At 63.2% G+C, this 16,813-nt stretch carries 19 protein-coding genes, 1 tRNA gene and 2 pseudogenes; 8 read left to right on the top strand and 14 right to left on the bottom strand.

Annotation, left to right across the window (positions count from 1 at the left end; translation table 11 throughout):
* Nucleotides 1-65: 65 nt before the first annotated feature.
* The 6 genes and pseudogenes from WCY17_RS09230 to WCY17_RS09205 form a co-directional block, all read left to right on the top strand.
* Nucleotides 66-332: pseudogene (locus WCY17_RS09230) on the top strand (flagellin); the annotation flags it as partial.
* A gap of 251 nt (nucleotides 333-583) precedes the next feature.
* On the top strand, nucleotides 584-799 hold the full coding sequence (locus tag WCY17_RS09225; protein ID WP_372701890.1) for a hypothetical protein: 216 nt from the start codon (nucleotides 584-586) through the stop codon (nucleotides 797-799).
* Nucleotides 799-1,119 (top strand): helix-turn-helix domain-containing protein, encoded by a 321-nt coding sequence (locus tag WCY17_RS09220; RefSeq protein WP_372701889.1) that lies wholly within the window; start codon nucleotides 799-801, stop codon nucleotides 1,117-1,119. The genes WCY17_RS09225 and WCY17_RS09220 overlap by 1 nt, the downstream gene beginning before the upstream one ends.
* Before the next feature lie 5 nt (nucleotides 1,120-1,124).
* Nucleotides 1,125-1,382, top strand: coding sequence for a helix-turn-helix domain-containing protein (locus WCY17_RS09215; RefSeq protein WP_372701888.1), 258 nt, complete (start codon nucleotides 1,125-1,127; stop codon nucleotides 1,380-1,382).
* Between the two features lie 496 nt (nucleotides 1,383-1,878).
* Nucleotides 1,879-2,004 carry a hypothetical protein gene (locus WCY17_RS09210; RefSeq protein ID WP_372701887.1) on the top strand — a complete coding sequence of 42 codons (126 nt, stop codon included), beginning with the start codon at nucleotides 1,879-1,881 and terminating at the stop codon, nucleotides 2,002-2,004.
* A gap of 4 nt (nucleotides 2,005-2,008) precedes the next feature.
* On the top strand, nucleotides 2,009-2,284 hold the full coding sequence (locus WCY17_RS09205; protein ID WP_372701886.1) for a BrnA antitoxin family protein: 276 nt from the start codon (nucleotides 2,009-2,011) through the stop codon (nucleotides 2,282-2,284).
* A gap of 134 nt (nucleotides 2,285-2,418) precedes the next feature.
* On the opposite strand, the gene WCY17_RS09200 is transcribed toward WCY17_RS09205, so the two are convergent.
* From WCY17_RS09200 to WCY17_RS09135, 14 genes and pseudogenes are all read right to left on the bottom strand, one after another.
* On the bottom strand, nucleotides 2,419-2,847 hold the full coding sequence (locus tag WCY17_RS09200; RefSeq protein WP_372701885.1) for a type II toxin-antitoxin system VapC family toxin: 429 nt from the start codon (nucleotides 2,845-2,847) through the stop codon (nucleotides 2,419-2,421).
* Nucleotides 2,844-3,098, bottom strand: coding sequence for a type II toxin-antitoxin system Phd/YefM family antitoxin (locus WCY17_RS09195; RefSeq protein ID WP_372701884.1), 255 nt, complete (start codon nucleotides 3,096-3,098; stop codon nucleotides 2,844-2,846). Before WCY17_RS09195 ends, WCY17_RS09200 begins: the two co-directional genes overlap by 4 nt.
* Nucleotides 3,099-3,186: 88 nt before the next feature.
* Nucleotides 3,187-4,155 carry an ABC transporter permease gene (locus WCY17_RS09190; protein ID WP_372701883.1) on the bottom strand — a complete coding sequence of 323 codons (969 nt, stop codon included), beginning with the start codon at nucleotides 4,153-4,155 and terminating at the stop codon, nucleotides 3,187-3,189.
* Entirely contained in the window at nucleotides 4,152-5,090 is a 939-nt protein-coding gene (locus WCY17_RS09185) for an ABC transporter ATP-binding protein (RefSeq protein WP_372701882.1), read from the bottom strand. The genes WCY17_RS09190 and WCY17_RS09185 overlap by 4 nt, the downstream gene beginning before the upstream one ends.
* Nucleotides 5,091-5,103: 13 nt before the next feature.
* The gene (locus WCY17_RS09180) at nucleotides 5,104-6,270 is read right to left on the bottom strand and encodes an NEW3 domain-containing protein (protein ID WP_372701881.1); all 1,167 of its coding nucleotides are present in this window, start codon (nucleotides 6,268-6,270) and stop codon (nucleotides 5,104-5,106) included.
* A gap of 208 nt (nucleotides 6,271-6,478) precedes the next feature.
* Entirely contained in the window at nucleotides 6,479-7,429 is a 951-nt protein-coding gene (locus WCY17_RS09175) for an aldo/keto reductase (protein ID WP_372701880.1), read from the bottom strand.
* Between the two features lie 136 nt (nucleotides 7,430-7,565).
* Nucleotides 7,566-8,393 carry a 3-hydroxybutyrate dehydrogenase gene (locus tag WCY17_RS09170; protein ID WP_372701879.1) on the bottom strand — a complete coding sequence of 276 codons (828 nt, stop codon included), beginning with the start codon at nucleotides 8,391-8,393 and terminating at the stop codon, nucleotides 7,566-7,568.
* A gap of 51 nt (nucleotides 8,394-8,444) precedes the next feature.
* A pseudogene (locus tag WCY17_RS09165) lies at nucleotides 8,445-8,633 on the bottom strand (ATP-binding protein); the annotation flags it as partial.
* Between the two features lie 3 nt (nucleotides 8,634-8,636).
* Complete coding sequence (locus WCY17_RS09160; RefSeq protein ID WP_372701878.1) at nucleotides 8,637-8,966, bottom strand: type II toxin-antitoxin system RelE/ParE family toxin; 330 nt, start codon at nucleotides 8,964-8,966, stop codon at nucleotides 8,637-8,639.
* Complete coding sequence (locus WCY17_RS09155; RefSeq protein WP_372701877.1) at nucleotides 8,963-9,205, bottom strand: type II toxin-antitoxin system ParD family antitoxin; 243 nt, start codon at nucleotides 9,203-9,205, stop codon at nucleotides 8,963-8,965. Before WCY17_RS09155 ends, WCY17_RS09160 begins: the two co-directional genes overlap by 4 nt.
* A 337-nt stretch (nucleotides 9,206-9,542) precedes the next feature.
* Nucleotides 9,543-9,618: transfer RNA gene (locus WCY17_RS09150), tRNA-Thr, on the bottom strand.
* A 110-nt stretch (nucleotides 9,619-9,728) separates the two neighbouring features.
* Nucleotides 9,729-10,820 (bottom strand): AI-2E family transporter, encoded by a 1,092-nt coding sequence (locus WCY17_RS09145; protein WP_372701876.1) that lies wholly within the window; start codon nucleotides 10,818-10,820, stop codon nucleotides 9,729-9,731.
* A 1-nt stretch (nucleotide 10,821) separates the two neighbouring features.
* Nucleotides 10,822-12,276: a metalloprotease TldD gene (gene tldD, locus WCY17_RS09140; RefSeq protein WP_372701875.1), complete on the bottom strand. Its 1,455-nt coding sequence runs from the start codon at nucleotides 12,274-12,276 to the stop codon at nucleotides 10,822-10,824.
* A 112-nt stretch (nucleotides 12,277-12,388) separates the two neighbouring features.
* On the bottom strand, nucleotides 12,389-13,216 hold the full coding sequence (locus WCY17_RS09135; protein ID WP_372701874.1) for a carbon-nitrogen hydrolase family protein: 828 nt from the start codon (nucleotides 13,214-13,216) through the stop codon (nucleotides 12,389-12,391).
* Nucleotides 13,217-13,441: 225 nt separating this feature from the next.
* Between WCY17_RS09135 and WCY17_RS09130 the strand changes: the two genes are divergently transcribed.
* Both WCY17_RS09130 and pepN read left to right on the top strand, forming a co-directional pair.
* The gene (locus tag WCY17_RS09130) at nucleotides 13,442-13,834 is read left to right on the top strand and encodes an H-NS family nucleoid-associated regulatory protein (protein ID WP_372701873.1); all 393 of its coding nucleotides are present in this window, start codon (nucleotides 13,442-13,444) and stop codon (nucleotides 13,832-13,834) included.
* A gap of 146 nt (nucleotides 13,835-13,980) precedes the next feature.
* Nucleotides 13,981-16,782: an aminopeptidase N gene (pepN, locus tag WCY17_RS09125; protein WP_372701872.1), complete on the top strand. Its 2,802-nt coding sequence runs from the start codon at nucleotides 13,981-13,983 to the stop codon at nucleotides 16,780-16,782.
* The last annotated feature ends 31 nt before the right edge of the window (nucleotides 16,783-16,813 follow it).

The raw sequence follows: 16,813 nt of genomic DNA, 5'->3' as shown, positions 1-16,813 counted from the left end.
TAGCCGTAACAGCCGCGACAGACAATGATGGCAATGAAATTGCGGTCAGCCTCCTGACATCCAACCCGTTGGACGCACTCGACAACGCCCTGTCGCGGGTGGACAACCTGCGCAGCGATCTGGGTGCCATCCAGAATCGCTTCGAATCGACCATTGCCAACCTCAACAATACGGTCACCAACCTGTCGGCAGCGCGCTCACGCATCGAAGATGCCGACTACGCGGTCGAAGTGTCCAACATGACCCGCGCGCAGATCCTGCAGCAAGCCGGCACCGCCGTACTGGCCCAGGCCAATCAGGTCCCACAGACCATGCTCAGCCTGCTGCGTTAAGTTCAACCCCGAGGGCCGACGCACCGGCCCGGCCGTCCGTCATCTGGCATCACGCCAGGCGACGGATGGCTTTTTTGACACGAATCCGCCAGTGGCGGTATTTTTTGTTTGACCTGGTTCCGAGCTTCCATGTCTTGCCCCGCCGCACCGCTGGCGCGGCAGCATCCTGGTGCTGAACCCGCCGGCCAGATTGTCGCAACGCCGTCGCGACAATTCAGGCGCTTGCCATCTATACCCGAACGGATATAATCATGACAGAGAAACGCAAGCTCCTGTACTGTGAAGGCTCATCGAAGAAGGACTTCAAGGGGTTTCCCGTTCCTGTGCAGAAGGACATGGGCGTGTCGTTGTTCGTCGTCCAGTTGGGCGGCACGCCGGATATCGCCACGCCACAGCCGGACGTGGAATTGATCGAGAAGCGGTTGAAGGCAGTGCTCGCCCGCTATGCGGCGAACAGGAGAATATGATGAGTCACAAAGACACCCCTCAAGGTACCGACAATGTGCTGCTGGACCTCGGTTTCGACGACGCGGAGGAACTGTCGGCGAAGGCGGCGCTCGCGTTCAAACTAAATGAGTTGATTGACCAGCGCAGCCTGAGCCAGACGGAAGCTGCCCACATCACCGGCATGACCCAGCCCAAGGTGTCCCAGGTTCGCCGCTACAAGCTCCAGAACATTTCGCTGGAGCGGCTGATGCAGGCGCTGGTGTCGCTGGATCAGCATGTCGAAATTATCGTACAACCTGCGCAGCGGAAGCTCGCGCCAGGCATCACGGTCGCGGCCTGACGTCGATGGACAACCCGATCATCGAATCCCTGCGCGACGACCTGACTGCGCTGCGGGAGTTCGACGTGATCTGCCCGCCGCCGGTGCAGAAGTTCAGCGCCTACAACATTAAGCGTCTGCGCGAGAGACTGAAGTTCAGCCGGCCTGTGTTCGCCCACCGCCTGTACGCCACGGCATCGACTGTGCTCAAGTGGGAGCAAGGCAAAACGCGGCTCATGCTGCTTAATGTCAACGCCGACAAGGGCTGGCAGGCCATCATCTGATACGAGATTGGCCGAGCTGATGTTTAGTGTTCTCAGGAGGAATGCTGCTTGATCGTGAATCTCCTGGACACCCCCTTCGATGGACTTCCGTTTGCCGGTCTTCTTGAGCTGGTGCGTGATCTTATTGCCTTCACATATCGTCATTTCATTGAAGAGCATAGCCGTGAGGTGGGCAGCAGCCAGTCTCCCGGCACACGATCAAATCTCCCCGGGTATTGCGCACCCACTTGCACGCTTATGCCTGTCGGATCTACGTTGCATCGTTCTGGACAAGTATCGGGCTTCGACGATTATGGCCGTCTTACCCCAATGCAACGCCTCATCCGCTTCCTGTGCGTCAGGCCAGCGCTATGCGACCTCACTATAGGACGATGACGAGCGCGAGTCGTTCATCGACTGGATCGCGCAGAACCCGGAGGCCGGGGACCTCATCCCTGGCGCCACGCCACTGCGCAAGGTTCGATGGGGCCGCGCCGGCAGCGGTAAGCGCGGTGAGGTGCGAGTCATCGACTACACGACGCTGGCCGATGGCACGATCAGCCTGTTGATCGTGTATCCCAAATCGACCACCGACAACCTTTCTCAAGCGTTCCTGAAGGAACTGCGCAAACTTGTGGGGTGAAACCATGCCCAAGACCAACGAACTGAGCCAATTTGAACGCGACCTGCTGGAGTCTGTCCGGCAAGCAAAAGACGGTGAAAATACCCGCGTACACACTCCTGATGAAATCCAGGCCCGCCGTCGTGGCCGTCCTGCGAGCTCCATTGCAGCAGTGCGCAAGGTACCTACCACCATTCGATTTGATCCGGATGTGCTGGAGGGCCTGCGCGCCACCGGGCGAGGGTGGCAAACCCGGGCAAATGATGCGCTGCGCGATTGGCTGAAGGCGCATCAGCCGTGAGCATCCCTCACGACGCCATCTGAATCCCCCTGTGTCACACTACATTCGGTGGCTGTCGACAGCTCCACTATAGGGCACCTGAGCATGCCCGTACTCGGGCGGAAGCCTCCATCCCATTGCTTGCATTTGCTCTTTCATTGCATCGCCTCCCACGGATTGATGACGGCCACTCCTGTAGGCTCGAAATCGGCCACCTTGCGAGTGACTACCGTCATGCCATGCACAAGGGCCGTTGCCGCGATGAGCGCGTCACGCTCGCCCCGCTTGTCGGGGACGTGCAGCCGGGCGCAGCGTTGTGCCACGGCTGTGTCGATTGGCAATGTCCGCCCAAAGAACTCCGGCAGCACATGTTGCTCCAGCCACGAGCGCAGCATGGCCCCTTGAGTGGCGTCTTTGCGCTCAATCGACAGAACGCCAAGCTCCAGCTCCATGATGGTGATCGCGGACACAAAAAGCTCTGCGGCATCGACGCTTTCAACCCATGCCGCCACGTTCAGGTCAGCTTTGCCAGCCCGAACCTTTCGCAGTTCGGACACCACGTTGGTGTCGAGAACGAACTTCATGAGAAGTCAGCCGGCTGGGTGCCGATGGTCACACGCGGCGGTTCAAACTCAATGTCCGCAATGTCCGGCATAGCCAGAGAATCAGCAATGTTGCGACGTTGCTTTGTCAGCCGCTGGTATTCCTCGATGCTCAACAGCACATGAGCAGGCTTGCCGCGATCTGTGATGAAGACGGGACCGCTCTTGGCGGCTTTCTTTGCGCGGGTAACGTCCTGGTTAAGCTCTCGACTGGATAGGGTTGTGATGGTCATGGTGGCACCTCCTGCACGAATCGTCTATGTAGGTACGTTACTACATAAATAGAAGGCTGTCCAGTCACTGCGGCAACCCGCAACCCCCTCATGCCCGCACTTCCTGGCGCTGGAACAGCACGTAGGCCAGGGTGAACAGCAGGACGACGGCCGCGATCAGGCCTGTCAACTGCGGCCAGACGAGCGCCAGGCTCTCGGCCAGCGGCAGGGGGCTGCCCAGCACCGCACCCTGCACCTGGAACAGGAACACCGGCCCCAGGCTGCGGGTCGCGGGGCTCAGCAGCGAGAGCGCGGCATCGTTGAACAGGGTCGTGGGCGAGGCATGCAGCAGCGCGCGCTGCCAGCCCAGCGTATGCAGGTCGGGCATGCCGAGCAGCCGGTTGGTCAGCTCAGGCGGGGCGACGGCCTGCGCGATTGCCGGTGCGAGCATGGGCCAGAGCAACGCGGCGAACAGCCACAGGCCCAGGGCCACCAGGGCCGACGTCGAAGCCGAACGAAACACCACCGAACAGAGCATGGCCACGGCCAGCCAGACGCCGGCGTAGGCCAGCGCGGCCAGCAGGAAGGCCAGCGAGCGCAGAATCTCTTCTCCGCTGGGGGGTACGCCCAGCAGAATCAATCCGGCGCCGATCACCAGCAGCCACAGGCACACCAGGCAGATGGCCAGGGCCGCCAGGCCGGCCAGAAACTTGCCCAGCAGCAAGGCATCCCGGTACAGCGGCTGGGACAGAATCCGGCTCAGCGTGCGCCGGCTGTATTCGCCGTTGATGGCATCGAACCCCAGGCCGATCGCCACCAGCGGGATGAGAAAGCCCAGCAGCGCCGCAAAGGCCGGCAAGGGTGCGCGGGCATCCGTGAACAGGCGCAGGAACACGAAAGGATCGACAGCGGTGGTCTGACGCAGGCTGCTGATGGCGCCATACAGCGCGGCCACTGCGGTAAGTACGACCAGCCATTGCAGCAGGCGCATCCGGGCGCTGGTCAGATGATCGGCGAGTTCCCTGGAGAAGATGACGCTCATGCCGCGCCAGGGCGAACCGATGCGCTGTTTTTTCATGATCTTGCCTCAGCCTGGAAAGTCTGGTGATAGATGCGCTGCAGGCTGGGGATCTCGACGAACAGGCCGGCCAGATGCGCACCGGCCAGCACGGCTGCCTGCGCCGCCGGCGCGCGCAAGTCACCCTCGGCCTGCAGCACGTAGTGGCCCGGTACGGGCATCTGGACCGAGCGCACTCCGGAGAGGGCCGCCAGCGCTGCGCTGATGTCGGGGCCGCTGGCCTCGAGGTGGATCTCGTGACTGTAGCCCCCGAGGACTTCGCGGGCAATGTCGGGCACCGCCCCCATGCGCACGATGTGTCCTGCATTGAAGAGCGCCACCCGATCACAGATGCGCTGCATCTGGTCCAGCAGATGCGAAGACAGCAGAATGCTGACGTGTTCGCTGCGCAATTCCTCGACCAGGGCCAGGAAGGATTCGGTGGATTGGGGGTCCAGGCCGGAGGTTGGCTCATCGAGAATGATCACGCGGGGTTGCTTGAGCAGGACTTCGGCCAGCCCCAGGCGCCTGCGCATGCCGTGTGAAAACGAGCCCACCCGTTGCCGCTGCTGGCCGGCAAGCCCGACCCGATCCAGTGCCGCGCCGATGCGCGCCGGGCGCTCGTTGGCCGGGATGTCCAGCAGGCGCGCGATGAAACTCAAGTTGTCCGTGGCGTCCAGATGATCATCGAAACCGACGGCGTCCGGCATGTAGCCGACCCGGCGTTTGACGGCCAGCGGGTTGCGCCAGGGGTCTTCGCCCAGTACCCTGACCTGCCCGCGGCTGGCTTCGGTCAGGCCAAGCAGCATCAGGATGGTGGTGGTCTTGCCGGCCCCATTGGGCCCGAGCAGACCGAAGACCTCGCCGGCCGCCACCCTGAAATCCAGACCCTGCACGACCGGACGCGAGCCATAGTCCTTGCCCAGGCCCCTGGCCTCTATGACAGTATCGCTCATGGTGGCCCGCCGTTCAACGACGCCCATAGCGCGCCACGGCGCCCACCAGCACGAGCAGCGCAATGGCAATCAGGACGGCACCGCTCACGCCCCACAGCGACGAGGTGGTCACCGAAACGCGCAGGTCACTGCTGGCCGACTGGCCGCCCGCCCGGGCCTGCAGCTTGACCATGTAGTCCCCCGCCAGCGACTGGGCCGCGGGCGTCAGGCTCAGTTGCACTTCAGCGCTCTTGCCGGGCTCCAGGGCCGCCACCTTGTCCGGTGCAAAGCGCGTGACCCAGCCGTTGGGCGCCGTGGCCGCGAGTTCGACATCCCGGGCCACCGCACTGCCACTGTTGCGCAGGGTGAGGCTCATCGTGCGGGCCTGGTCGATCTGCGCCTCGGTGCTCAGCAGGCCATCGCGCCCGGCCAGGGCCAGTTGCGGCTGCCCGGTGATATCGAGCTTCAGGGGCAGGCTGGCCTGGACGCCCGCTGCCGCGACCTGTACGGCCACATCGTAGCGCCCCGACGCCGCGCCCGATGCAGGGTGCACGTGCAGCTTGACGCTCTTGGACTCGCCCGCCTTGATGGGCACGGCGCTCACCTGCTGGGTACCATAGCCTTCCGTAAATGAGGCATCGAAATACTGCGGTACCTGGGCGCCGAGGCTGGCCAGTACGTCCTCGTCGCTGTCGTTCTTGATCTTCAGCTGATAGTCGAAGGCACTGTGGGCCGATCCGGTGAGCTGCGGCAGGTCGGCCTGCACCGAGAGCTGGGGCGGCAGGCGATCGGCCAACCGGATCGCTATGGGCAGATCCAGCTGGTAGCGCGGGTTGTCGGCGCGCACGTGCAGGGTATAGGCCGACTGCGGATTCTGCTGGGGGATCTCCAGTTGCAGCTTGAGGCTGAGTGCCTGGTTGCTGGCCGGCATGGCCGACTCAACGGGCCGCCCGCCCCCCAGCAAGCTGGCTTTCCACGCTTTCGGCACGCCCTGCACTTCCAGGTCGAGGGTCTCGGGCGGCACCCCCTGGTTGCGCAGGGTCAGGGCAATTGAAGAGCTCTGGCCCGACTGCAGGGTCAGCGCCGGATAGTCGGTCGACAGGTAGATCCCGGGCGGTGCCTCGGTGGCGGCCAGGGCATTGGCCTGGAAGAAAACAGCGCTTGCAACGACGATCCACGCAGCAGGTATCTTGAACATCATTTGGCCCTATTCCTTGTTGGTCTCGAGAAATGTCGGGCCTGGGGTCCGGCATCGGTCAGCTCCTACAAGGGATGGGCAATCGTTCGGGAAAAAAATTTCCTGCAAATGGTGAGCGTGTGTGTCAGAGTCTTGCGTGCGGCTTCTGCAAGGGCGGCAAGGGCCACCAGGGCGACCTCATGCGCGCCGCCTCACAGGCATCGTTCTGGCGTCACTGGCTGGCCTGATCGAGCACGGCACGCTGCGCCGCCGTCAGTTCGATCTGGGTGGCCCGCACCAGGCTGTGCAGCTGGGCAAGGCTCGTGGCGCTGGCAATGGGCGCCGTGACCGCGTCCTGGCCGATCAGCCAGGCCAGCGCGATCTCGGCCTGCGAAGCACCCGTATCGCCCGCCACCTGGTCGAGGGCGGCCAGGATGCGCAGCCCCCGCTCGTTCAGGTAGTTTGCCGCCTTGACGCCCCGCGGCCCGCGGGCGAGATCTGCCTGTACGCGGTACTTGCCCGACAGGAACCCGGACGCCAGGCTGTAGTACGTGATCACGCCCAGCCCTTCGCGTCGGGTCAGTTCGGCCAGGGGCCCCTCGAATTTTTCGCGATCATACAGGTTGTATTCGGGCTGCAGCACTTCGTAGCGGGGCAAGCCTCGATCGCTCGCCACCTGCAGGGCTTCGGCCAGTTGTGCGGCATCGAGGTTCGAGGCGCCGATGGCGCGCACCTTGCCGGCGTCGATCAGGCGCTGGTAGGTGGCCAGGGTGTCCGCGTAGGGCGTGTCCGGATCGTGCCAGTGCGACAGGTACAGGTCGATGTAGTCGGTGCGCAGCCGGCGCAAGGAGTTTTCCACCGCCTGGGTGATGGAACGCGCCGACAGCCCGCCGGGTTCGCCGGGGAATTTCGAGCCCACTTTGGTGATCAGCACGATGCGCTCGCGCCGGGACGGCTGCTGCTGCAGCCAGTGCCCGATGATGGTCTCGGATTCTCCGCCCTGGTTGCCGTCTACCCAGGCGGAATAGCTGTTGGCGGTATCCACCGCGTTCAGGCCGGCATCGACGAAGGCATCGAGCAGGCTGAAGGATGTGGCTTCGTCTGCGGTCCACCCGAGGGCATTGCCCCCCAGGACCATGGGCGCGATGGTCAGGCCGGAGCGGCCCAGGGCACGATACTGCATGAGGATTCCTTCAATGGGCGATCTTGTATTGCATGAGCCAGCGGCACGTAACGGCCTTTTACTGCATGAACCAGCCGTAGCGAAGACCTTTGCTGCACGAGCCAGCCGTGGCTGACGACCTTGTGACTGGCGACCTTTATTGCATGAACCAGCCGTGACTGACGACCAGAGACTGGCCGTTGAGCGCATTGCTGGGGAACGCGGCAAACGTGAGTGCGACCTGGGCAACGTCATCGACCGTGGTGAATTCGCCATCAACCGTGTCCTTGAGCATGACGTTCTTGATGACCTCTTCTTCGGTGATGCCCAGTTCCCTGGCCTGCTCGGGGATCTGCTTCTCGACCAGCGGCGTGCGCACGAAGCCCGGGCAGATCACGTTGGCCCGTATGCCGTGTGCGGCCCCTTCTTTGGCGATCACCTTGGCCAGGCCTTCGAGCCCGTGCTTGGCCGCCACGTAGGGGCTTTTCAGGCGCGAGGCTTCTTTGGAATGCACCGAGCCCATGAAAAGGACGCTGCCGCCCTTTCCCGAGGCGATCATCTGGCGCACCGCCGCGCGCGATGTCAGGAAACCGCCGTCCAGGTGCACCGCAAGGAGCTTCTTCCAGTCTGAAAACTTGAAGTCTTGTATCGGTGCCACGATCTGTATGCCGGCGTTGCTGACCATGATGTCGACCGGGCCCAGCTCTTTTTCTACCTGCGCAAACCCGCCATCGACTGCGCCTTCATCAGTGACGTCCATGGCAACGGCCATGGTTTTCACGCCTGACGCCTGGGCAATGGCATCGGCCGTGGCTTGGGCGGCGGCCTGATTGAGGTCGGCAATCACGATATCGGCGCCCGCCTGTGCGAAGAGTTCTGCGATGCGCTTGCCCAGGCCGCTGGCGGCGCCCGTCACCAGGGCGAGCTTGCCTTCGAGGCTGAGTACGGGGCTGGCCTGGCCGGCCGGGGATTTTTCTTGTGCCATGATGGTTCCTTTTCTTGCATCTGTACGTTTTTATCGTAACAGGTTTAGGGGTCACTTCAGGCGCTTTGCCACCTCAGCCTGGGTCAGGCCCAGGTGTTCCCGCCTGGCGCGTGCGGGAGCAGAGCCATCTACAGTGCGGCTGATTCTGATCTTCACCTGCCCGACCTTTCGTTTGTCCTTCAGTCGGTAACTCTCGCCGGCGATCTGCACGATGTGCGAGTGGTGCGGCAGCCGGTCCAACCCTCACACGCTGTCGGACGTCTGCATCCACGCCGGAATATCCCGCTGGCCGTGCAGCACGCGCCAGACGTCGATGTGATCCGGACGCTCGACGTAGAACACAAGGTATGGGTAGCGCGTCAGTGACCAAACGCGCAGCTCGGGCAGATTGAGTTCATGAGCATAACGCGCAGAGCCCGTGGCCGGATAACGAGAAATATGGCCGTAGGCCTTCTCCAGGGCATTGATGAAGCCGAGTGCCACGGCTTCGCCCGCTTCGCTCAGGTAATAGGCGACGGCCTCGTCGACATCCCGGTTGGCGTGCTCACGCGGGATGATGGGCTTGTGCTTCACGCTGGGGGCGCTGTCTTGCGTACCCGATCCCGCAGCCCATCGAAATAGCTGGCATCGACGGGCGCTGCCGGGGCCGAGGCTGCTCCAGCCAGTAGCAGATTGCGCAACTGCAGGCGGTCTTGGTCCTTACGGATCAACTCACGCACGTACTCGCTGCTGGTGCCGTAGCCGCGCTGGCTGACCTGTTCGTCCACGAAGGACTTCAGGCTCTCAGGAAGGGAGATATTCATCGTGCTCATTACGTCAGTGTGGATTCTTTGGCAAAATTTGGCAAGACCTATCGTGTTACCGTATTTCACCTCAACCAAAAGAGACCCCCATGCTCAACCCGAACAGCAGCCTGCGCTACTAGGACTTGGCCGACCATATCCGGATCGATGACGCCATTGTCCTGTGGTGTGGCGTGGAGACAGCAGAGCTTGCCAGCCCGTTCTGCCCGACGGTAACGAAGCGACGGAGATGAACAGCATGAAGGCCATTGCCCTCATGGCGCACTTGCTGGCGGCGTTTACGCACAACCTCGACCCGCAAACCCGCATGAATGAAAAAGCCAGCGCGAGGCTGGCTTTCTGGAACTGGTGCCGGCTAGAGGAGTCGAACCCCCGACCTTCTCATTACGAATGAGCTGCTCTACCAACTGAGCTAAGCCGGCCTGCGCCGGGCCACGGGCCCGTGCCTGCCTGACGCTGACCAAGCCTGTCCAGGCAGGAGCGCCAAAGCCAAGGATTGTACATGAAATTCGACTCGCGTCCCTGCCCGTGCTCAAGCGGGCGGCGGGGCCTGTTGCGAATTTTTCCGGCCTTCGTGGTAGACGGCAACCACATCCGGAAACATGTCCCAGCATGTCATGAACAGCGCGGCAAACAGCGGCCCGATGACGAAGCCGTTCAGGCCGAAGGCCGACAGCCCGCCCAGGGTCGAGATGAGCACGACATAATCGGGCAGTTTGGTGTCCTTGCCCACCAGAATGGGCCGCAGGAGATTGTCGAGCAAGCCGATCACCAGCAGGCCGAAGAGGATCAGGACCACGCCCTGCCACAGATCGCCCACCACCAGGAAATAAATGGCGACGGGGGCCCAGATAAGCGACGCCCCTACGGCTGGCAGCAGCGACAGCACGCCCATGACCACCCCCCAGAACAGGGGCCCCTGGATGCCCAGGAAGGCGAACATCAGCCCGCCCAGCAGGCCCTGCGCCGCGGCGATGACGATGTTGCCCTTGACGGTCGCGCGCACCACCGTGGCAAATTTGAGCAGGAGTTCATGGCGATAAGTGTCTTCCAGGGGAATCACGTGCTTGATGCGGGCGGCCAGATCGGCGCCATCGCGCAGCAGAAAGTACAGCAGGTACAGCATGACCCCCAGCCCGATCACGAACTGGAAGGTATTCTGGCCAATGTTGACGGCCTGGCGGGCCAGCCACTGGCTGACCTCGAGTGCGCCTGCCGACAGCTTTTCACGGATATCGAGCAGGTTGCCGAAGCCATAGGAATCCAGCCAGCCGTGCACCGATACCGGCAGGGCTGAAATGATCTGCGCGTAGTGCCGGCCCAGATTGAGCTGGCCCGAGTTGATGCGGTTGTACAGGCTGGCGACCTCATTGGCCAGTGACCCTGCAATGAACAGCATGGGCACGATGACGATGCAGATGATGCACACCAGTGAAAGCAGTGCCGCCAGGCTGGCGCGCTCGCCAGTGACCCGCAGCATGTAGCGTTGCAGGGGGGTGAAAAGCACCGCCAGCACCCCGCCCCAGAAAATGGCCGCATAGAACGGCAACAGGATGCTGGCAAACGCGATGGAGACCGCGATCAGCAGCAACAGGAAACTGCGGAAATTGACAGTAGGCGACATGTCAGGCGGTGCCGCCGACGGTCAGGCCATCGATGCGCAGCGTGGGCATGCCGACCCCCACGGGTACGCTCTGGCCTTCTTTGCCACACGTGCCCACGCCCGAATCCAGCGCCAGGTCATCGCCGACCATGGCAATCTGGCCCATGGCCTGCGGGCCGCTGCCGATGAGCGTGGCCCCTTTGACCGGGCTGGTGATGCGGCCGTTTTCGATCAGGTAGGCCTCGGACGCTGAAAACACGAACTTGCCGCTGGTGATGTCGACCTGGCCACCGCCGAAATTGACGGCATACAGGCCCTTCTCGACCGAGGCAATGATCTCTTGCGGATCATCACGCCCGGCCAGCATGTAGGTGTTGGTCATGCGGGGCATGGGCAGGTGGGCGTAGGATTCGCGCCGTGCATTGCCTGTGGTGGCCTGCCCCATGAGCCGGGCGTTCAGCGTGTCCTGCATGTAGCCTTTCAGGATGCCGTCTTCGATCAGCACGTTGAACTGGCTGGGATGGCCTTCATCATCGACATTCAGCGAGCCCCTGCGATCCGGCAGGGTGCCGTCATCCACCACGGTGACGCCGCGCGACGCCACCCGCTCGCCGATGCGCCCGGAAAACAGGCTGGACCCCTTGCGGTTGAAGTCGCCCTCGAGCCCGTGACCCACGGCTTCGTGCAGCAGAATGCCCGGCCAGCCCGAGCCCAGCACCACCGGCATCTGGCCGGCGGGAGCCGGCCGGGCCTCGAGATTGACGCGCGCCTCGTGCACCGCCTGGCGTACATAGCCCTGCAGGACCTCTTCGGAGAACCAGGCCAGGCCCACGCGGCCGCCGCCGCCGGCGTGGCCCATTTCACGCCGCCCGGCGCGTTCCATGATGATGGTCAGCGACAACCGTACCAGCGGCCGTACGTCGGCCACCTGCCGGCCGTCACTGCCTACCACGAGGATCACATCGTGTTCGGCGGCCAGGCCGGCCATGACCTGGATGATCTGCGGATCGGCCGCACGGGCCATGCGCTCGAGCCGCTCGAGCAGCGCCACCTTTTCGGGCGCCGACAGGGACTGGACCGGATCGATGGCCGAGTACAGCGCATGCGCAGGGGCCAGGGGGGGCTCGATACGACAGCGCCCCGCCCCCCGGCGGGCGATATTGCGCACCGCCCGCGCCGAGGACAGCAGCGCCTCGGCCGACAGGGTATCGGCGTATGCAAAAGCGGTTTTCTCGCCCTGTATCGCGCGCACACCGACGCCTTGATCGATGGAAAAGCTGCCGGTCTTGACGATGCCTTCTTCTAGGCTCCAGCCTTCGGAGCAGCTGTACTGAAAATAAAGGTCGGCATAATCGACCTTGTGCGCGTGGATTTCGGCCAGCGCCTGTGAGAAATGGGATTCGTCCAGCCCCCATGGGGTCAGCAGCAGGTTTCGGGCCGCCTGCAGGGCCTCGAGGCCGGGTTCAGTCAGTTTCATCGAGCATGTCCAGTGGCAATAGTTCGGGGCCGCCGTCTGCGACGGCCCTGGTTGAATGATACAGGTTCACGCCCGTGGATGGACGGCCGCAAAGAGGCCGTCGCGCACCGGATCAGGTCGCGCGCCCGATGACCTGATCCTGCAAGGCGGGCAATGATTGCCGCACGGCCTGGATGCGTTCGACGGAGACCTGCCCCGCCACGACCCCGGGGCCCGTCGCCAGGCAGTCGACGATCGCGCCCCAGGGATCCACCAGCATCGTATGCCCCCAGGTCTGGCGGCCGTTTTCGTGCTGGCCGCCCTGAGCGCTGGCCAGCACGTAGCACTGGTTCTCGATGGCCCGGGCACGCAGCAGGATGTCCCAGTGCGCCGCGCCCGTCGTATGCGTGAACGCCGCCGGCAACAGGATGAGTTGCACGTCGCCTTGCGCCCGAAAGAACTCCGGGAACCGCAGGTCGTAGCAAATACCCAGCCCGGTACGGCCCAACGGCAGGTCGAATGCCGGGTTGCAGACTGGCCCGGGCCGAATGGTGAGCGATTCATCGTACGATTCATGAGCCCCCTGAAAGCCGAACAGGTGCAGCTTGTCGTAGCGGGCATGCACCCTGCCATCGGGATCGAATACCAGGCAGGTGTTGTATACGCGGCCTGGATCGGGGCTGACCAATGGTACGCTGCCGCCCACCAGCCAGATCTTGTGCTGGCGCGCCTGCCCGGCGAGAAAATCCTGTATGGGCCCCTGGCCCGCGGTTTCGGCGATGGAGCGCTTGTCTGTGGGCTGGCGCCCCAGCAGGCAGAAGTATTCTGGCAAAACCACCAGCCTGGCGCCTGTGTCGGCGGCCTGCCGGATCAGCGCGGCAGCCCGCATGAGATTTTCATCCACCCGGGTGCCGGACACCATTTGTATGGCCGCCACCCGCATACTGCCTGTATATTCCATTGCCCGACCATGCAGAACGAATCGTATTGAATGCCGCGCCTTGAATGCGCCACCACGGAAACGTATCGTAGCAAAAACACATCATGCGGTAATTATAAAAGAATATGAACGCAGCGGATTACACGACGCGCAAAATCTGCTTAAAATACCGATATCTCGCAACGAGATTCAAACTCGACCGAATTCACTTCAAACTCATCAAAATCCCCTACACCGGAGTCAGCAATGCCCCGAGCCAGTTACAGCGCAGAAAAAAACCGGATCCAGAAAGAAATCGACAAACTCGAAAAAAAGATGCAACAGCTCAAAGCAAAAGAACGCAAGCCCATGATTGCATCCATCGTGAAATCGATGCGCGATTATGACATCTCGCTTGAAGACATTGCAGCCGTCTACAACCGCAAGGCTGCCACTCGCGCTGCCGTCAAGCCCGCCGGCAGTGCCGTTGCCCGCCCCGCGGCAAAGCGCGTGATTCCACCCAAGTACCGCGACCCGGCCACCGGCGCCACCTGGACAGGCCGGGGCAAGGCGCCCCGCTGGATGGCCGATGCCGAAGCCAGCGGCGTTGCGCGCGACACCTTCCTGATCGAACAGCCCGGGCAGCCCGCCACGGCCTGAACAGGCCACCATCAGCTGCTGTTCTGCAACAGGCCCCGCACAGCCGGGGCCTGTTGCTTTGTACGTGCCGGTTCACGGCCCGAGCGCGCGGGGCAACGGGCTACAATCGGGCATGCGAACCCTCGCCTGTTTTCCCGCTATCGACCATGCACACCGATCACGCCCACACTTCATATCGCAGCGATTATGTCCCCTTCCCGTTTGACCTGTCGGATGTGCGACTGGAATTCGATCTGGCCGCAGACACAACCCGTGTCACGGCCGTATTGCATTTCTGTCCGCGCAAACTCGAAAAAGCATGCAATCGGGTGGTGCTCCAGGGCCAGGATCTCGAACTGCTCGAATTGCAGGTCGATGGCCAGCGGCTGGCCCACACCGACTATCAGCTGGATAATGACACCCTGCAATTTGCCGTACCCGACCCGGCACGTGAATTTGTCGTGCGCATCGTCAGCCAGTGCCATCCGGCGCAAAATACCAGCCTGATGGGCCTGTATCAGTCCGACGACAAGCTCTTCACGCAATGCGAGGCCGAAGGCTTCCGGCGCATCACCTGGTTTCCCGACCGCCCGGATGTGATGAGCCGATATGAAGTGATACTGCGCGCCGATCCCGACCAGTATCCAGTCCTGCTGTCCAACGGCAATCTGGTTGATGAAACCAGGCTGGACGATGGCCGGCGGCAAGTCACATGGCAAGACCCCCATCCCAAACCGTCTTACCTGTTCGCGCTGGTGGCGGGCGATTTCGATTGTCTCGAGCGCACCGAAAACACGCGCAGTGGTCGTCCGATTCTCTTGCAGGTGTACAGCGACCGCGGTTTTCGCGCACAGACCCATTGGGCCATGGATTGCCTGGCACGCGCCCTGCACTGGGATGAAACGCGCTTCGGGCTCGAACTGGATCTCGACCGCTTCATGGTGGTCGCGGCGCGCGACTTCAATATGGGTGCGATGGAAAACAAGGGGCTGAACATTTTCAATGCCGCCTACGTACTGGCCGACCCGGACACGGCCACCGATGCCGCATACCGCGGCATCGAATCCGTCATCGGCCACGAATACTTCCACAACTGGACGGGCAACCGGGTCACCTGCCGCGACTGGTTCCAGCTGTCGCTCAAAGAAGGCCTGACGGTATTCCGCGAGCAGGAATTCGCGGCCGACATGCTGGCACGCGGCCTGCCGGCCACCGAGGCCGCCAGCGCGCGCGCCGTGAAGCGCATCGATGACGTGCACACCCTGCGCCTGGCACAGTTTCCGGAAGACGCCGGCCCGATGGCGCACCCCATCCGCCCCGATTCCTACCAGCAGATCGCCAATTTCTATACGGCCACCATCTACGAGAAAGGCGCAGAAGTCATCCGCATGCAGCACACCTTGCTGGGCGAAGACGGTTTCCGGGCCGGTATGGACGAGTATTTCCGTCGGCACGATGGCCAGGCGGTCACTTGCGATGATTTCGTCAGCGCCATGGAATCGGTGTACATGGCGCGGCACCCCGGGCGCGACTTCGCCGTGTTTCGCCGCTGGTACGAGCAGGCCGGCACGCCGCGCATCCGGGTGGATCTGCAATACGACAGACAGGCCCGGCAGGCCGTGCTGACGCTCGAACAGCGCTGCGATCCCGTGGGCCTCGAAACCCGGCGCACCCCGGTCGCGGCCAAACCGCCGCTGCATGTTCCGGTTGCCATCGGGCTGCTCGGCAGCACGGGGGCCGCCCTGCCGATACATCACGCGGGGCAGGTCCATGACACGCTGATCCTCGAACTGTGCGAAACCCGGCAAAGCTGGGTCTTCACCGACCTGGACGAGCCCCCGCGATTGTCGCTGCTGCGCAATTTCTCGGCGCCGGTGATTCTTGAAACCCGGCGCACTGCTGAGGATCTGGCCCTGCTGGCACAATATGATGCCGATGCCTTCGCGCGCTGGGACGCCTGCCAGGAACTGATGCAGAATCATCTGCAGGCGCGCCTGGCCCGCATTGGCCATCAACTCGGCCAAGCCAGCCAGGACGGGGTCGATCAGGACAAAGCCAGCCAGGGCAAAGCCAACCAGGACAGAGTCGACGAGGACCAGGTCAGCCAGGACAAAATCAGCCAGGATGAAGCCAGGCTGCTGGATGTCTGGCGCGCCGGCCTGCACGACCCCTCCATATCGCCCGACTACAAGGCCCGGCTTCTGGCCATGCCGGCCCAGCGCAGCGTGCTGATGCGCTCGAGCCCCATGGACCCCCACGCCACGGTCCGCGCCTGGAACCAGACACGGGCGTTGCTGGGCACCCATTTTGCCGATACATGGCGGCAAATCCACGCCGAACTGGCCGATGACGGTTCGCGGCCCTATTCGCCCGATCCCGTATCTGCAGGTCGACGCGCGCTGCGCAACCTGGCGCTCGAGAGCCTGCTCTGTGCGCAAGCCGATGGGGCTGTCGAACTGGCGCAACGGCAATACCACCAGGCGCACAACATGACCGAACGCTTCGGGGCGCTGGCCGGGCTGGTGCATCATGCGCCAGAGCACGCGCAGGACGCACTGGCCGATTTCCACCGCCGCTGGCAGCACGACCCTCTGGTGCTGGATCGCTGGTTCGCGGTACAGGCGACTGCCCCTGGCACGCGGGTGTGCGATCTGCATGCACTGATGGCGCGGCCTGAATTCTCATTGCGCAACCCGAATCGCGCGCGTGCCGTCGTATTCCGCTTCTGTCTCGAAAACCTGTCCGGCCTGCACACCCCTGAAGGGTATGACTTCTGGGTGCAACAGGTGCTGGCACTGGATGCGATGAACCCCGAGATCGCCGCCCGGCTCGCACGCGCCTTCGACCTCTGGGCGCAGTTCGAGCCCGGGGCCCGGCAGGGCATGCAGGCGGCGCTTGAACGCGTTCTGGCGGCTCCGGGGCGGTCCAGCAACGTACACGAGATCGTATCCCGGGCACTGAGCGTCTGAGCCTGCCCGACTCCCACCTACCAGAAACCGA

Source organism: Castellaniella sp. (genome assembly GCF_041677825.1).
In the GTDB taxonomy this organism is placed as follows: Bacteria; Pseudomonadota; Gammaproteobacteria; order Burkholderiales; family Burkholderiaceae_B; genus Castellaniella.
Note: the sequence above shows the minus strand (reverse complement) of the source record. Positions and strands in the feature narration are given on the sequence as shown.

Bases quoted from the DNA above. Each gene is read 5' to 3' on its own strand.
- WCY17_RS09225 (WP_372701890.1), top strand. From the start codon at position 584: ATGACAGAGAAACGCAAGCTCCTGTACTGTGAAGGCTCATCGAAGAAG.
- WCY17_RS09220 (WP_372701889.1), top strand. From the start codon at position 799: ATGAGTCACAAAGACACCCCTCAAGGTACCGACAATGTGCTGCTGGAC.
- WCY17_RS09215 (WP_372701888.1), top strand. From the start codon at position 1,125: ATGGACAACCCGATCATCGAATCCCTGCGCGACGACCTGACTGCGCTG.
- WCY17_RS09205 (WP_372701886.1), top strand. From the start codon at position 2,009: ATGCCCAAGACCAACGAACTGAGCCAATTTGAACGCGACCTGCTGGAG.
- WCY17_RS09200 (WP_372701885.1), bottom strand. From the start codon at position 2,847: ATGAAGTTCGTTCTCGACACCAACGTGGTGTCCGAACTGCGAAAGGTT.
- WCY17_RS09195 (WP_372701884.1), bottom strand. From the start codon at position 3,098: ATGACCATCACAACCCTATCCAGTCGAGAGCTTAACCAGGACGTTACC.
- WCY17_RS09190 (WP_372701883.1), bottom strand. From the start codon at position 4,155: ATGAAAAAACAGCGCATCGGTTCGCCCTGGCGCGGCATGAGCGTCATC.
- WCY17_RS09185 (WP_372701882.1), bottom strand. From the start codon at position 5,090: ATGAGCGATACTGTCATAGAGGCCAGGGGCCTGGGCAAGGACTATGGC.
- WCY17_RS09180 (WP_372701881.1), bottom strand. From the start codon at position 6,270: ATGATGTTCAAGATACCTGCTGCGTGGATCGTCGTTGCAAGCGCTGTT.
- WCY17_RS09175 (WP_372701880.1), bottom strand. From the start codon at position 7,429: ATGCAGTATCGTGCCCTGGGCCGCTCCGGCCTGACCATCGCGCCCATG.
- WCY17_RS09170 (WP_372701879.1), bottom strand. From the start codon at position 8,393: ATGGCACAAGAAAAATCCCCGGCCGGCCAGGCCAGCCCCGTACTCAGC.
- WCY17_RS09155 (WP_372701877.1), bottom strand. From the start codon at position 9,205: ATGAGCACGATGAATATCTCCCTTCCTGAGAGCCTGAAGTCCTTCGTG.
- WCY17_RS09145 (WP_372701876.1), bottom strand. From the start codon at position 10,820: ATGTCGCCTACTGTCAATTTCCGCAGTTTCCTGTTGCTGCTGATCGCG.
- tldD (WP_372701875.1), bottom strand. From the start codon at position 12,276: ATGAAACTGACTGAACCCGGCCTCGAGGCCCTGCAGGCGGCCCGAAAC.
- WCY17_RS09135 (WP_372701874.1), bottom strand. From the start codon at position 13,216: ATGGAATATACAGGCAGTATGCGGGTGGCGGCCATACAAATGGTGTCC.
- WCY17_RS09130 (WP_372701873.1), top strand. From the start codon at position 13,442: ATGCCCCGAGCCAGTTACAGCGCAGAAAAAAACCGGATCCAGAAAGAA.
- pepN (WP_372701872.1), top strand. From the start codon at position 13,981: ATGCACACCGATCACGCCCACACTTCATATCGCAGCGATTATGTCCCC.